This is a genomic window from Azospirillum palustre (assembly GCF_002573965.1).
GTDB lineage: Bacteria > Pseudomonadota > Alphaproteobacteria > Azospirillales > Azospirillaceae > Azospirillum > Azospirillum palustre.
The window spans coordinates 354,397-367,870 of record NZ_PDKW01000043.1 but is presented as its reverse complement, the minus strand read 5'-3'; the positions used below and the strand labels follow the sequence as shown (position 1 = coordinate 367,870).

Annotated in this window: 14 protein-coding genes; 4 read left to right on the top strand and 10 right to left on the bottom strand. The window is 68.9% G+C overall.

The annotated features are described in order from the left end of the window. Nucleotides 1-39 precede the first annotated feature (39 nt). Together CRT60_RS24100 and CRT60_RS24095 are read left to right on the top strand one after the other, a co-directional pair. The gene (locus CRT60_RS24100; protein ID WP_098739102.1) at nt 40-474 is read left to right on the top strand and encodes a CBS domain-containing protein; all 435 of its coding nucleotides are present in this window, start codon (nt 40-42) and stop codon (nt 472-474) included. 32 nt (nt 475-506) lie between these two features. Further along, nucleotides 507-773: a DUF2934 domain-containing protein gene (locus CRT60_RS24095; RefSeq protein WP_098739101.1), complete on the top strand. Its 267-nt coding sequence runs from the start codon at nt 507-509 to the stop codon at nt 771-773. 17 nt (nt 774-790) lie between these two features. Here CRT60_RS24095 and CRT60_RS24090 read toward each other — a convergent pair whose 3' ends face one another. From CRT60_RS24090 to CRT60_RS24080, 3 genes are all read right to left on the bottom strand, one after another. Continuing rightward, on the bottom strand, nt 791-1,573 hold the full coding sequence (locus CRT60_RS24090; protein ID WP_098739100.1) for a cold-shock protein: 783 nt from the start codon (nt 1,571-1,573) through the stop codon (nt 791-793). Nucleotides 1,574-1,747: 174 nt separating this feature from the next. Then, a complete protein-coding gene (locus tag CRT60_RS24085) occupies nt 1,748-1,933 on the bottom strand; it encodes a hypothetical protein (protein WP_098741000.1) in 186 nt (61 codons plus the stop codon). 40 nt (nt 1,934-1,973) lie between these two features. Beyond that, complete coding sequence (locus tag CRT60_RS24080) at nt 1,974-2,582, bottom strand: hypothetical protein (protein WP_098739099.1); 609 nt, start codon at nt 2,580-2,582, stop codon at nt 1,974-1,976. A gap of 249 nt (nt 2,583-2,831) precedes the next feature. Here CRT60_RS24080 and CRT60_RS24075 point away from each other — a divergent pair, with 249 nt between their 5' ends. Then, nucleotides 2,832-3,779: an EamA family transporter gene (locus tag CRT60_RS24075; protein ID WP_098739098.1), complete on the top strand. Its 948-nt coding sequence runs from the start codon at nt 2,832-2,834 to the stop codon at nt 3,777-3,779. 9 nt (nt 3,780-3,788) lie between these two features. On the opposite strand, the gene CRT60_RS24070 is transcribed toward CRT60_RS24075, so the two are convergent. The 7 genes from CRT60_RS24070 to CRT60_RS24040 form a co-directional block, all read right to left on the bottom strand. Next, on the bottom strand, nt 3,789-6,353 hold the full coding sequence (locus CRT60_RS24070) for a hybrid sensor histidine kinase/response regulator (RefSeq protein ID WP_098740999.1): 2,565 nt from the start codon (nt 6,351-6,353) through the stop codon (nt 3,789-3,791). Nucleotides 6,354-6,513: 160 nt separating this feature from the next. After that, the gene (gene maiA / locus CRT60_RS24065) at nt 6,514-7,164 is read right to left on the bottom strand and encodes a maleylacetoacetate isomerase (protein ID WP_098739097.1); all 651 of its coding nucleotides are present in this window, start codon (nt 7,162-7,164) and stop codon (nt 6,514-6,516) included. Nucleotides 7,165-7,215: 51 nt separating this feature from the next. After that, the gene (locus tag CRT60_RS24060) at nt 7,216-7,920 is read right to left on the bottom strand and encodes an ABC transporter ATP-binding protein (RefSeq protein WP_098739096.1); all 705 of its coding nucleotides are present in this window, start codon (nt 7,918-7,920) and stop codon (nt 7,216-7,218) included. 12 nt (nt 7,921-7,932) lie between these two features. Continuing rightward, entirely contained in the window at nt 7,933-8,757 is an 825-nt protein-coding gene (locus CRT60_RS24055; RefSeq protein ID WP_098739095.1) for an ABC transporter ATP-binding protein, read from the bottom strand. Beyond that, nucleotides 8,754-9,701 (bottom strand): branched-chain amino acid ABC transporter permease, encoded by a 948-nt coding sequence (locus tag CRT60_RS24050; protein ID WP_098739094.1) that lies wholly within the window; start codon nt 9,699-9,701, stop codon nt 8,754-8,756. Before CRT60_RS24050 ends, CRT60_RS24055 begins: the two co-directional genes overlap by 4 nt. A 13-nt stretch (nt 9,702-9,714) precedes the next feature. Further along, nucleotides 9,715-10,590, bottom strand: coding sequence for a branched-chain amino acid ABC transporter permease (locus CRT60_RS24045; protein WP_098739093.1), 876 nt, complete (start codon nt 10,588-10,590; stop codon nt 9,715-9,717). Nucleotides 10,591-10,784: 194 nt separating this feature from the next. After that, nucleotides 10,785-11,951 (bottom strand): ABC transporter substrate-binding protein, encoded by a 1,167-nt coding sequence (locus CRT60_RS24040; RefSeq protein ID WP_098740998.1) that lies wholly within the window; start codon nt 11,949-11,951, stop codon nt 10,785-10,787. A gap of 445 nt (nt 11,952-12,396) precedes the next feature. Here CRT60_RS24040 and paaX point away from each other — a divergent pair, with 445 nt between their 5' ends. Next, nucleotides 12,397-13,341, top strand: a complete 945-nt coding sequence (gene paaX, locus CRT60_RS24035; protein WP_098739092.1) for a phenylacetic acid degradation operon negative regulatory protein PaaX — start codon at nt 12,397-12,399, stop codon at nt 13,339-13,341. The last annotated feature ends 133 nt before the right edge of the window (nt 13,342-13,474 follow it).

Below are 13,474 nucleotides of genomic sequence, written 5' to 3'. Positions count from 1 at the left end.
GCCGCTGCTCCCCCCGCCATTGCTTCAGGAAGCCCCCGCATGAAAATCCGCGAGATCATGACCCGCGACGTGCAGACGGTACGGCCCGACGACAGCATCCGCCGGGCCGCGCAATTGATGGACCAGTTGAACGTCGGCATCCTGCCCGTCTGCGACGGGAGGGATCTGGTCGGCGTGGTGACCGACCGCGATATCACCATCCGGGCGATCTCCGCCGGAAAGCTGCCCGACCGCTGCAAGGTGTCGGAGGTGATGACCGCCAATCCCCGCTATTGCTACGAGGACGACCCGGTCGGCAGCGTGACCCAGTTGATGGCCGGCCAGCAGATCCGGCGGGTGCCGGTGGTGGACCGCAACGACCGGCTGACCGGCATCGTCTCGCTGGGCGACCTTGCCACAGACGCCAAGAACGACCGCGCGGTCCAGGACACGCTGGAACGGATTTCCTCCCCCTCCGAGCCGGACCGGGCCTGAGCGACCTCCCTCGACAACAGGAACCAACCATCATGGAACACACAGCGGGTCCGGACGACCCACGGGTCCGTGACCGGGCCTATCGGCTTTGGGAAGAGGAAGGGCGGCCCGATGACCGCCATCTCGACCATTGGGCGCAGGCCGCCCGCGAGATCGAGGAGGAGGACCGCCGCAACTCCGGCGGTCCCCGCGTCAACAGCCCGGATGCCGGGCTGGCCGTTCCCGATGACGCCGCCGCCCGCAACCAGCGGGAAGCGGCGGCGCATCTGGGCCAGTCCTCGGTGCCGTCGGACAGCTGATCACAGGATGGAGGCGGTCACTCGATCTTGAGGCTGACCGCTTCCATGCCCTTTTCGCCCTGGCGGACGGTCATGCGCACGCGCTGCCCGTCATCCAGCCCGCGCAGGCCGGCGCTCTCCAGCGCACGGGCCGGAATGAAGACGTCGCGCCCGCCGTCGTCGGGCTGCGCGAAGCCATAGCCCTTGCCGCCGTTGAACCACTTCACCGTGGCGCCCATCTCGCTGGTCGGGCCGCTGGCCTGCTGCGGCCGGCGGGGGCCGCCCCGATCCTGGAAGCCGCGGTCCTGGCCCCGATCCTGGAAGCCACGGTCGGAGCCCCGATCCTGGAAACCGCGATCCTGGTTGCGGTTCTGGAAGCCGCCGCGATCACCGCCACGGTCGCCGAAGCCGCGGTCGCGCGGACCGCCGGCATCGCGGCGCGCACCGAAGCCGCGATCGCCGCCCCGATCCCCACCCCGGTCACCGAAGCCCCGATCGCCGCGGTCGCCGAAGCTGCGCTCGCGCCCCTGCGGACGGGCCGGGGCGGCGGCGGTGGAGAGGTCGACGGAGTGCAGGACGCTGACCTGCTGGCCCTTGCGGTCCTCGACGAGGTCGACGACCACGGTAGCGCCGTCCGGCAGCGTGGTGTGGCCGGCGGGCACGACGAGCGAGGCCGGCAGCAGGGCGTCCTTGCCGCTGTCGCCGACCTTGACGAAGCCGTAGCCACGTTCGGGGTTGAACCATTTCACGGTGGCCGTCACCTGGGTGGCGACGACGTTGGGCTGGCGATAGACGTGGCTGCGGGGCGGCTGATTGTGCATGGGAAACCCGAACTCCGGCAAACAGAAGCGGCGCCCTTGCCGGTCCATCTCATGGACAGGTGGACGCCAACCCCTGACACATCGCCCGTCCGCGCGCTCTTGGCAAGTCGGGACCGCTCCGAATAAGCCGGACAGGCCGTTAAATCACACCCCTGGGGGCCCGATGGACGGGCCTCAGCCCATCAGGCGGTCCATCAGGCGGTCCGGCGCCGGCGGCGGTTCGCGCGGCGGAACCGGGATCGGGCCCGGCGGTTCTCCCAGCGGCGGACGCGCCGGATCTCCCGGCACCGGCATCGTGTCATCCGGCACCGACGGTTCGCGCGGCGGCGAAGGCGGATAGGGTCCAAGGTCGAAGATCATGCGCGGTTCCTCAAGATCATTGATAAGGCAATCGATGCCGTCAGCCGCCATGGCCGCCGGGGGCGGTCCGCGACAGGCGCCGGGCATCGTTCAGGCTGGTCATGCAGCGGGTCTCGTCGCCGTCGCGGGCGGCGCTGCGGGCCGCGGTGACCAGCGATTCCACCTGGGCGTTCCGCGCCGCCTGCCCCATCGGCCCATCGCCGCCGCCGGAGCCGCCGGGACCGCTGTCAGGCGGCGTCCGCGAATTGGCCTGGGGGCCGGCTTGCGAACTGGCCTGGGGACTGATGGACGGAGCGGTCGGCATGTTGCTGCCGATGGCCGGCGGTTCGACCACCGACCGGTCGCCGACGGCGGGAGGCGCCACCATGCCGCCGGACTGGGCGAGCCGGTCGCTGCCGCTGCCGGACCCCGGTTCGTCGCGCGGGGTGGAGCCCGACAGGCCGGGCGTGCCGGGACCGCCACCAGGACCAGGGACGGCGACCGGCGGCGGGTCGGTCGACAGACCGAGATCGGCGGCGAACTGGTCCACCATCGCGCCGCAACCCGCCTGGGCCGCGGCATCCGTCTGGGCCGCCGCCCCGTGGGCGGTGAGGAGCCCGGCCGCCATGACGAGGGCGACGGGGCCGAACCTTGTGAAATTTGTCCGCATCGGTCGCGTGCTCCTCGGGTTGACCCCCTGGGTTTGGCCCCCTGGGTTTGGCCATGACCATCCGGTCATGCCCATGGCGATTCCGCTCGGGGGGCGTGTTCCGATGGAATCAACGGTCTTGGGCCGGGCACGGTTCCGGCGGACCGGTCGAAGATCTGCCCGGCCATGCATCTTGCTCATTTCGCAGGCAGAGGGCGTCGGCTGTAGAGTGCCTGTCCCCCTCCTCAACCGACGGTCCGCAGTTCCATCATGATCGCCAACATGGCCGCGCTGGGCGCGGCGCTGTGCTGGGCCGCGGGCGGCCTGATCGCCATCGGACCGGTGCGGGTGCTCGGCTCCATCGCCTTCAACCGCGTGCGCCTGACCATCGTCGCCGCGGCCTTGCTGGCCGCCACCACGCTGCTGGGCGGTTGGCAGACGCTGGACACCGGGGCCGCGCTGACGCTGGCGCTCTCGGGGCTGCTGGGGATCGTGGTGGGGGACATGGCGCTGTTCTGGTCACTCAGCCGGCTGGGACCGCGCCGCAACGTGGTGATCTATGCCGCCAACGCGCCACTGACCGCCTTGCTCGCTTATGCCCTGCTGGGGGAGGCGCTGGGGCCGTGGACCGTTCTGGGCGTGGCGCTGGTCACGCTGGGGGTGATGCTGGCGGTGGCCCTGCGCTCCGGCTCCACCCACAGCTGGGAGGCGATCCAGGGCAACCTGCTGGCCGGCGTGTCGGTCTGTCTGCTGGCGGCGGTCGGTCAGGCCGCCGGCTCGATCATCGCCAAGCCGGTGATGGCGGCGGGCGCCGATCCGATTGCATCGGCCGCGGTGCGGGTCACCACGGCGGCCCTGATGTTCACGGCCATCGGCGTGCTCTCTACGGTTCGTGCTGGGGTTCGCGCCGGGGTTAACGGCGGCGCGGCGGTGGCCGGCGCCGGTGGGCTCGGCGGTCTGCTGGTTCCCCGCGGGCTGACGCCGAAGCTGATGCTGCAGATTGCCGGCAACGGGCTGCTCGGCGTCGGGCTGGGGATGACGCTGCTGCTGGTCGGGCTCGCCCACGGCAATGCCGGGGTGGTCGCCACCCTGTCGGCGCTGAGCCCGGTCCTGATCCTGCCGATGATGTGGCTGCTGACCGGCCAGCGCCCGTCGCTGGGCGCCTGGGCCGGCGCCGCGGTCGCGGTGGCCGGTGTCGCCCTGATCGTCAACAGATAGAAGGGCGGCTCAGCGGGCCGTCTCCACCGCCACGCCCAGCGTGGGCAGCGCCGCCTGGAGTGCGGAGGAGGCACGATTGACGGCATCGCGCAGGTCGGCTTTCAGCACCGGCTCGTCCGGCCATTGCTGCTCGCAGGCATGCTGAAGCTTGCGGGCGCTGCGCGACAGTTCCAAGAGGCCGACATTGCCGGCCAGCGACACCATGGCATGGGCGTCGGCCGCGGCGGCTTTCGACGAGTCCGCCTCGCTGATGCGGTCGGCGCGCAGGGCCAGCTCGGCCAAGGTGCCGGCGATGAATCGGGGCAGCACGTCCGCGCCCAGCGTTTCGGCCAGCGTGTCCAACGTGGCGCGGTTCAGCACCGGCGCGCTGTCCGACACCGTCGCCACCCCGGCCAGCACCGTCGCCTCTTCCACGGCATCCCCCTCCGGCAGAGTTTCATCCGTCCCGGCGTCGAGCCAGCGGTCGACCGCGGACAGCAGCGTATCGCGCTCGATCGGCTTGGTCACATGGTCGTTCATGCCGACATCCAGGCAAAGCTGGAGCTGATCGGTCAGCGCGTTGGCGGTCAGCGCGATGATGGGCACGGCGCCGCGCCGCCCACCAAGCTGACGGATCGCCGCGGTTGCTTGCAGGCCGTCCATCCGCGGCATTTGCATGTCCATCAGGACGAGGTCGAACTCGCCCCGGCGCATCGCCTCCACCGCCAGGATGCCGTCCTCCGCCACCTCGACCGTATGGCCCGCCTTGCAGAGGATGGAGGAGGTGACGATCTGGTTCATCGGCACGTCTTCGGCCAGCAGGATGCGGGCGCTGCGGGCGGATGGCGCATCTTTGCGCTCGACGGTGGACAGCCCCGGCGCGTTGGCGACCGGCAGCGGCAGTTCGAACCAGAAGGTGCTGCCCACCCCCGGGCTGCTCTGCACGCCGATATGCCCGCCCATCAGCTCCGACAGCTGCTTGGAGATGATGAGGCCGAGCCCGGTGCCGCCATAGCGCCGGGTGGTGGAGCGGTCGCCCTGGCTGAAACGCTGGAACAGGTTGGCCTGATCGGTCGCCGGGATGCCGGGGCCGGTGTCGCTGACCGAAAGCCGCACATGCGCCGCCGGAACGGCCTCCCCCTCGCCGCCCCCCTGGCCCGACAGCAGCCCGGCCGACACCAGCACCGAGCCGCGTTCGGTGAATTTCACCGCATTGCCGACGAGGTTCAGCAGGATCTGGCGGATGCGCGCCTCGTCGCCGCGGACATAGCGCGGAACGGTGCCGCCCAGCGACAGTTGCAGCAGCAGCCCCTTCTGCGAGGCGGCGTTGCTCATCAGGTCGCGGCAGTCGCGCAGCAGCCGGTGCAGGTCGAAGGCGCGCTCCTCCAGTTCCAGCTTGCCGGCCTCGATCTTCGAATAATCCAGGATGTCGCCGATGATCGCCAGCAGCCCGCGCCCGGCCTCGCGCTGGAGCGACACATACTGGCGCTGTTCCGCCGTCAGATCGGTTCCGAGCAGCAGGTCGGCGAAGCCGATGACGCCGTTCAGCGGCGTGCGGATCTCGTGGCTCATCGACGCCAGGAATTCCGACTTCACGCGGTTGGCCGCCTCCGCCTCGGCACGGGCGGCGGACAGCTCCTCCTCGTAGCGCTTGCGCTCGGTCACGTCGCGGACCACGCCGACCACCACGAAGCGGCCGTCGGATCCCACCGTCGGCCGCATGCTGGATTCGACCCACAGGTAATGGCCGTCGCGGTGGCGCAGCCGGTGGGTGAAGGTGACGGGGGGCGACCCCGTCTGCATCCCGGCGAAGGCCATCGCCGCACTCTCCAGATCGTCCGGGTGCAGCAGGTTGGCCGGGGCGGAGCCGACGATCTCCGCCGGGTCATGGCCCAGGATGTCGCGCACCGACGGCGACAGGTAGCGCACCGCCCCGTCGGCCTTCATCTCCAGGATCATGTCGGTGGCGTTGTCGGCCAGCAGGCGGTAGCGCGCCTCGCTCTCGCCCAGCCGCCGTTCGGCGTCGTGGTGGCGCTGCTCGCGCAGCAGCAGGCCGCCCAGGAACAGTGTGCCGAGCGGGATAATGGCCAGCAGCGCCGGCGCCGTGCGCTGCCCCACCTGCATGGCGAGCTCCCAGGTGGGCAGCAGCAGCAGGGTCGATGTCGACACCAGCGTCAGCAGCAGCCCGAAGCCCAGCAGCGAACGGACGCCCATCGCCACCCCGCGCCGCTTCGACCACATCGCGAAGCCGACGCCGGTCAGGAAGGACAGCAGCGCGTTGGCGACGCCGGCCTCCATCCCCACCCCGCCCAGGACGATGCGGTAGCCCGCGACCGTCACGGCGGTGATGGCGGAGGACAGCGGACCGCCGAACAGCGCGCTCAGCCCGACCAGCGGAGCCCGCGCGTCGATGAAGATGCCCGGCCCGATATGGATGGGATGGACCATCGAGAAGATGGCGGTCAGCGCCATCACCGCGCCGAAGACGATCTGCCGGGTGTAGATGCTCCAGCCGCCGGAGCGGCGGATCAGAAACGTGTAGGCAAGAACGACGAAGGCGCTCGCCGCGATGTTCTCGGCAAGATCGTACGCCATCGAAGAGAAGTTGCCCAACATCGCCCGGCCGCCGTCCCCACCCGATTTCCCGTTACCTCTATACCACGGAAGGATGTCGCGAAACCGCTAACACCAACCGGAGACGTGTGATCTGGCGGGGACAAAGGTCGGGCTTGCCCTGCCGCAGGATGGCGGCGTCTCAAGCCTCCGCGTCGGGCTGGCGGTCCGGAAGGGCGGCGGCGAAGGCCGGCAGGGCGCGGCAGGCCGCGTCGATGCGCAGCAGCGTGGGATAACCGTCCAGCGGGCAGTCCAGGCGGCGGGCGTTCGCCATCTGCGGCACCAGCAGGATGTCGGCCAGACCGGGCTCGTCGCCATGGCAGAAGCGGCCGGTGCGCGGGTCGCCGGTCAGCTGCGCCTCCAGCGCGGTCAGGCCGACGGCGACCCAGTGCCGGTACCAGCCGTCGACCTCCTCCTGGCTGTGGCCCATGGTCTTCAGGTGGTTCAGCACCCGCAGATTGTTCAGCGGATGAAGGTCGCAGGCGACCGCCAGGGCGAGCGCCCGCACCCGCGCCCGGCCCAGCGGATCGGCCGGCAGCAGCGCCGGGGTGGGATGCGTCTCGTCCAGATACTCGATGATGGCGAGCGACTGGGTCAGCACATGATGACCGTCCGGCCCATCGACCTCCAGCGCCGGCACCAGATGTTCCGGGTTGAGGTCGGAATAGGGCGGCTTGGCCTGCTCGCCCCGGCGCAGATGGACGAAGGCCTGGTCCGGCGTCAGCCCCTTCAGGTTCAGGGCGATGCGCACGCGGTAGGCGGCGGAGGAGCGGAAGTAGGTGTGGAGTTTCAAGGGGCGTGTGTCCGTTGAAGTGTCGCGGCGGCGATCGGATTTGAGACCCTATCACAGCCCCAGATAGGCCTGCCGCACCCGCTCGTTGCTCAAGAGGGCGGCACCGCTGTCGCTCAGCACGATCTCGCCGGTCTCGATCACATAGCCGCGGTCGGCGATGGCGAGGGCGGCGTGCGCGTTCTGCTCGACCAGCAGGATGGTGGTGCCCTCGCGCTTCAGCCGCTGCACGGCGTCGAAAATCTCCGCGACCAGCAGCGGCGCCAGCCCCATGCTCGGCTCGTCGAGCAGCAGCAGGCGCGGCTTCGCCATCAGCGCACGGCCCAGCGCCACGATCTGCTGCTGGCCGCCCGACAGGGTGCCGGCGGGCTGGTCGCGCTTGACCTTCAGCACCGGGAACATCTCGTACAGCCGGTCGATGTCGTCGTCCGGCTTGCCGCTGCCCCGGCGGTAGGCGCCGAGGCGGAGATTGTCCTCCACGCTCTGCGGGCCGAACAGCTGCCGGCCCTCCGGCACCTGCACCACCCCTTCGGCGACGCGGCGCGACGCCTTCATGCCCGTGATGTCGCAGCCGTCGAAGGTGATGCGCCCGCTGCTGGCGGGATGGACGCCCGACAGGGTGCGCAGCAGCGTCGTCTTGCCGGCCCCGTTGGCGCCGACCAGCGCCACCAGTTCGCCCTCCCGCACGGTCAGGCTGGCCGATTTCAGCGCGTGGATGCGGCCGTAATGGCTGTTGAGGCCCTCGATCTCCAGAAGCATGGGTGGCCCTCCTTACGGTGCGGCGCCGAGATAGGCGGCGATGACGTCCGGGTTGGCCCCCACCTCCTGCGGCGTGCCTTCGGCCAGCATGCGGCCCTGGTTCAGCGCGGTGATCCGGTGCGAGATGCCCATCACCATCTTCATGTCATGCTCCACCAGGACGATGGTCACGCCGCCGGCCGCGACCGTCTTGATCACCTCGTCGATCTCGCGGCTTTCGGTGGCGTTCAGGCCGGCCGCCGGCTCGTCCAGCAGAAGCAGCTTCGGCTCCGACGCCAGCGCGCGGGCGATCTCCAGACGTTTCAGCGCGCCGTAGGGCATGGAGGCGGCGTCGGCGTCGACATACTTCTCCAGCCCGACATCGGCCATCAGCTGCGCCGCCCGGTCCTTTGCCTCGCGGTCCTTGCGCACCAGAGAGGGCACGCGGAACAGCGCCGGCAGCAGCCGGGTGTTCAGGTGCAGGTGCCGCCCGACCATGACGTTCTCCAGCGCCGTCATGTTGAAGAAGATCTGCAGGTTCTGGAAGGTGCGCGACATGCCGCGGGCCGCCAGCTTGTAAGGCGCCATGCCCGACACGTCGGCCCCGTCGAACAGCACCCGGCCGCCCGACGGCTTGTAGACGCCGGTCACAAGGTTGAACAGGGTGGTCTTGCCCGCCCCGTTCGGCCCGATGATCGAATGGATGTCGCCGGAGGCGATGGAGAAGCTGAGGTCGCCGATGGCGAGCACGCCGCCGAACTCGCGGCTGAGATGCTCAACCTTCAGGATCGGCGGACCGACGCGGCGGGCCTGGGCGGTCATGTCCGGGGAGAGGTCTGTGGTCGCCAGCATCTTCATGCCCGCCTCCGCGCCGGGAGCAGCGCCGCCAGGGTGGGAAGCAGCCCTTTGGGCATGAACACCATCGTCGCCATCAGGATGCCGCCCAGCACGATCTGCTGGTAATCCTGGAACATTGTCAGCGCCTGCGGCAGCAGCGTCAGCACCACCGCACCGACGACGGCGCCGAAGGTCGAGGCCATGCCGCCGAACACCACCATGGTGACCAGCTCGATCGACTTGAAGAAGTCGGCCTTGGCCGGGGTGATCAGGCCGGCGTAATGGGCGAACAGGCTGCCGGCCACGCTGGCGAACACCGCCGACAGCACGAAGACCAGCACCTTGAAGCGCGCGGTGTCGACGCCGACCACCTCGGCCGCCACCTCCGACCCATGGACGGCGCGCAAGGCTCGGCCCATCGGGCTGTCGATCAGGTTCAGCGACAGCCAGACGACGCCGACCAGCAGCACGCCGACCACCCAGTACCAGACCTTTTCGCCATACAGCTCGACGCCGAAGATCCTGAACGGCTCCACCATCATGCCGTCGGGACCGCCGGTCAGGCCGCTTTCGGTCCGCAGCACGATGGAGACGATGATGCCAATGCCGAGCGTCGCCATGGCGAGGTAATGGCCCTTCAGCCGCAGGATCGGCTTGGCCACCAGAAAGGCCAGCAGCCCGACGAAGACGGCGCCGGCCAGCAGCGCCACGATCGGCGGCCAGCCGTAAGTGCCGACCAGCACGCCGGACGCGTAGGCGCCGATGCCGAAGAAGCCGGCATGGCCCAGGCTGATCTGCCCGGCATAGCCGATCAGCAGGTTCAGCCCGACGCAGACCACGGCGTTGAAGCCGGCCAGGATGGCGATGTCGAGATAGAAGTTGTTGGGCAGGAAGGCCGGCAGGACCGCGATCACCGCGCCCAGCGCCAGAAGCCCGGTCAGCCGCCCGTGAAGGAGTGCGTTCATCGGAGATAAATCCTTACACCCGTTCGGTGCCGCGCTTGCCGAACAGCCCGTTCGGCATGAAGAGAAGGACGGCCAGGATGATGACGAAGGCCACCGCATCCTTGTAGGCCGACGAGATGTAGCCGGCGCCCAGCGCCTCGGCGATGCCGACGATCAGCCCGCCGGCAACGGCGCCCGGCCCGTGGCCGAGTCCGCCCAGCACCGCGGCGGTGAAGCCCTTCAGCCCCAGCATGATGCCCATCTCGGTATAGGAGAAGGTGATGGGCGCCACCACCGCGCCGCCGACAGCGCCCAGCGCCGCCGACAGCGCGAATGAGGCCAGCACCACCCGCTTCACGTCGATGCCGACCAGCTGTGCGGCCAGCCGGTTGTGCGAAGTGGCGAGCATCGCCTTGCCGGTCAGCGTCCTGGCGAAGAACAGGCCGATGGCGACGATCAGCACGCCGGCGGTGCCGACCACCCAGAGCGACTGCGGCTGCATCGAGGCGCCCATGATCTGGATCGGCGTCTCGCCCGAGAAGGCGTCCAGCCGCTTGAAATCCTTGCCCCAGACCAGTTCGGCGACGCCGCGCAGGAAGATCGAGGCGCCGATGGTGATGATGATGAGCGTGACGGTGGAGGCGTTGCGGGCGCGTTCGACCGCGAATTTCGCCACCAGGACGCCGACCAGCATGGCGCCGCCGCAGCCGATCATGATCGCCAGCGGCAGCGGCACGCCCGACGCCGTCAGGGTGGCCGACGCCATGCCGCCGATCATGATGAACTCGCCCTGGGCGAAATTGATGACGTGGCTGGCGTTGTAGATGATCGAGAAGCCGAGCCCCGCCAGCGCATAGATCGCGCCGATGGTCAGCCCCGACAGCAGATATTGCAGCAGTTCCGCGAACATCGTTGGGTTCCTGATGTTCCCCCCGCGCACATTCTCCCCTCTCCCCCCCGGGGAGAGGGTCGGGGTGAGGGGGACGCATGGGGTGGATTGAACGGGGAGCTGCGGCGTCGCTTGTCGAAAAAAGCCACGCCGTGCATCCCCCTCACCCTAACCCTCTCCCCAGGGGGGAGAGGGAATAACAGCGGACCGCCGGTTTACTTCACCAGCGCCCAATCACCCTGCTTCACCTCCACCATGTGGAAGGCGTCCAGCGTCAGGCCCATGTGGTCCTTGGCGCTCATGGTCACGGTGCCGCCGGTGCCGACATAGTCCTTGGTCTGCTCGATGGCGTCGCGCAGCTTGGCCTTGTCGGTGCCGCCGGCACGCTTCACGGCGTCCAGCGCGATCATCAGCCCGTCATAGGCGTGGCCGGCGAAGGTCGACACCTCGGTGTTGAAGCTGTCCTCGTAGACCTTGGTGAATTCGGTCACGACCTTCTTCTGCGGGTCGCTGTCGGCCAGCTGCGCCGCGACGACCAGACCGGCGGCCGGCAGGCGCACACCCTCGGCGGCACCGCCGGCCAGCCGGATATATTCCTTCGACGCGACACCGTGCGACTGGTAGAGCGGCAGCGAGATGCCGAGCTGGCGGTAGTTCTTGGTCACCACCGCCGGACCCTGGCCCAGTCCGAACACCAGCACCGCCTGCGCTGCGGCGTTGTTCTTGACCTTGGTCAGCTGGGCGGTAACATCGGTGTCCTTGGCGCCGTAGGTCTCGTCGGCGACCAGCTCGATCCCGCGCTCCTTGGCGACGGCGACGGTCTGCTCGCGGCCCGACTTGCCGAAGCCGCTGTCCTCCGACAGCAGGGCCAGCTTGGTCAGCCCACGCTTCTTCATGTCCTCCATCACCTTTTCCGCGGCCATGCGGTCGGTATGCGGGGTCTTGAACACCCACTTCTTCACCGGCTCGACGATCACCACGGCACCGGCCAGCGAGATGAAGGGCACGCCGGCGCGCTCCACCAGCGGCACTGCCGCCATGGTCGCCGCGGTCGTGGTGCCGCCGACGATCACGTCGACACCGTCGCTCTCGATCAGGCGCTTGGTGAAGGAGGCCGCCTTGTCCGCCGCACCGCCATCGTCATAGACGGTCAGCTGCACCGGACGTCCGCCGACGCCGCCCGCCTTGTTGATGCGGTCGGCATACAGCTCCAGCACCTTCTTCTCCGGATCGCCGAGGAAGGAGGCCGGCCCGGTGGCCGAGACGATGGCGCCGACCTTGATCGGGTCCGCGGCCTGCGCCGCACCGGACAGCAGGCCGGACACCGCAGTCATGGCGGTCATGGCGGAGAAGGCGATGGTGGCAAGCAGGCGTTTGCGCATGATGTCCTCCCTGAAGCTGTCCCGCTTGTCGCCGGACCGGGCGGCAGCCCGATTCCAGCGCTGCGGAACGATTTGCCGCACATAATGTTTCAAACGAAATGGTTTCGAAAGAAAAATTTCGGCGGGCGCAGCCACAATCGAATTGCGGATGTTGCCGCCTGCCTCCCCTGATCATTTGCGATCCCTCCGGCTTGACGCCGGGGAATCGTCATTTCGTTTTATGACACAAATTTACTTTGAGATGCCAAGCTAGTGTATCATGTTAATGATTGTCAAACGGAAAGTCCGGATTGCCTCCTATCGGCGGCGAACCTGCTTTCCACCCCCGGCCCGCGCTGTCGCGGCACTGGCCCAACCGCCCCCCGGTCTCGTATACAACTCCGTCGCGCCACCCTCCGCTTCGACACACGACTCAAAGCCGCATCGATAAGGACGCCCCCTCCGCATGGCCCGCCCGCGCCGCCCCGAAGACCTTGCCGCCCAGTTGACCGAGACCATCGCGCCGCGGGCGAAGTCGCTGATCATCACCGTCTATGGCGACGCGGTTCTGCCGCATGGCGGATCGCTGTGGCTGGGCAGCCTGATCGAGCTGATGGGCCTGTTCGGCATGAGCGAGCGGATCGTCCGCACCTCGGTCTTCCGGCTGTGCAAGGACGACTGGCTGACCAACACCCAGATCGGCCGGCGCAGCTTCTACCGCGTCACCGAGAGCGGGAAGGAACGCTTCGCGGCGGCCGAACGGCGGATCTACGCGCCGTTGGCCCGCGAATGGGACCGCGGCTGGGACCTGCTGATGGTGCCGCCCAACGCGCTGGATGCCGAGACGCGCGATGCCCTGCGGCGGGAACTGACCTGGCAGGGCTTCGGCGCCGCATCGGCCACCGTCTACGCCCATCCCAACTGCGACGAGGCGGCGATGCACCGCTCGCTGGCGGAGTTGGGCGTGGCCGACAGGATCGTCCACATGAAGGCCAGCCTGGACCGGGCGGAGGGGTTCGGGGCGCTGCGCGATCTGGTGCGCGGCTGCTGGGACATCGATCAGCTCGAACACGACTATGCCGCATTTCTGGATCACTTCCGTCCGGTCTGGGCGGCGGTCGATGCCGCGGGGGCGCCGGACCCGGCGGCTTGCTTCGTCCTGCGCACGCTGATGATCCACGATTTCCGCCGCATCCTGCTGCGCGACCCGATGCTGCCGCCCGACCTGTTGCCGGCGGACTGGCCGGGACAGGAATCGCGGATGCTGACGCGCAACCTCTACCGCCGCCTCGCCGGCCCGTCGGAAGCCTTCCTGATGCAGGCGGCAACCACCGCCAACGGCCCCTTGCCGGAAGCCCAGCCCGCCTTCCAGGGCCGGTTCGGCGGGCTGGAGACCATTGCCGCCGGCTAAAGTGTGATCGGTTCAAGCGGAATCGCTTGAAGCGTGAATCACACGGAAAACCAAAAGCTTAGAGTTTGTCTGGTGCTTCAATAAGCATCAGACAAACTCTAATATAAGAATTCCCGGATCGGGCGGTTTCCGC

What these genes read in the sequence shown, in the direction of transcription:
- CRT60_RS24060 (WP_098739096.1), bottom strand. Translation starts at nt 7,920, where the DNA reads ATGCTTCTGGAGATCGAGGGCCTCAACAGCCATTACGGCCGCATCCAC.
- paaX (WP_098739092.1), top strand. Translation starts at nt 12,397, where the DNA reads ATGGCCCGCCCGCGCCGCCCCGAAGACCTTGCCGCCCAGTTGACCGAG.
- CRT60_RS24095 (WP_098739101.1), top strand. Translation starts at nt 507, where the DNA reads ATGGAACACACAGCGGGTCCGGACGACCCACGGGTCCGTGACCGGGCC.
- CRT60_RS24075 (WP_098739098.1), top strand. Translation starts at nt 2,832, where the DNA reads ATGATCGCCAACATGGCCGCGCTGGGCGCGGCGCTGTGCTGGGCCGCG.
- CRT60_RS24085 (WP_098741000.1), bottom strand. Translation starts at nt 1,933, where the DNA reads ATGATCTTCGACCTTGGACCCTATCCGCCTTCGCCGCCGCGCGAACCG.
- CRT60_RS24040 (WP_098740998.1), bottom strand. Translation starts at nt 11,951, where the DNA reads ATGCGCAAACGCCTGCTTGCCACCATCGCCTTCTCCGCCATGACCGCC.
- CRT60_RS24055 (WP_098739095.1), bottom strand. Translation starts at nt 8,757, where the DNA reads ATGAAGATGCTGGCGACCACAGACCTCTCCCCGGACATGACCGCCCAG.
- CRT60_RS24100 (WP_098739102.1), top strand. Translation starts at nt 40, where the DNA reads ATGAAAATCCGCGAGATCATGACCCGCGACGTGCAGACGGTACGGCCC.
- CRT60_RS24090 (WP_098739100.1), bottom strand. Translation starts at nt 1,573, where the DNA reads ATGCACAATCAGCCGCCCCGCAGCCACGTCTATCGCCAGCCCAACGTC.
- CRT60_RS24080 (WP_098739099.1), bottom strand. Translation starts at nt 2,582, where the DNA reads ATGCGGACAAATTTCACAAGGTTCGGCCCCGTCGCCCTCGTCATGGCG.
- CRT60_RS24050 (WP_098739094.1), bottom strand. Translation starts at nt 9,701, where the DNA reads ATGAACGCACTCCTTCACGGGCGGCTGACCGGGCTTCTGGCGCTGGGC.
- CRT60_RS24045 (WP_098739093.1), bottom strand. Translation starts at nt 10,590, where the DNA reads ATGTTCGCGGAACTGCTGCAATATCTGCTGTCGGGGCTGACCATCGGC.
- CRT60_RS24070 (WP_098740999.1), bottom strand. Translation starts at nt 6,353, where the DNA reads ATGGCGTACGATCTTGCCGAGAACATCGCGGCGAGCGCCTTCGTCGTT.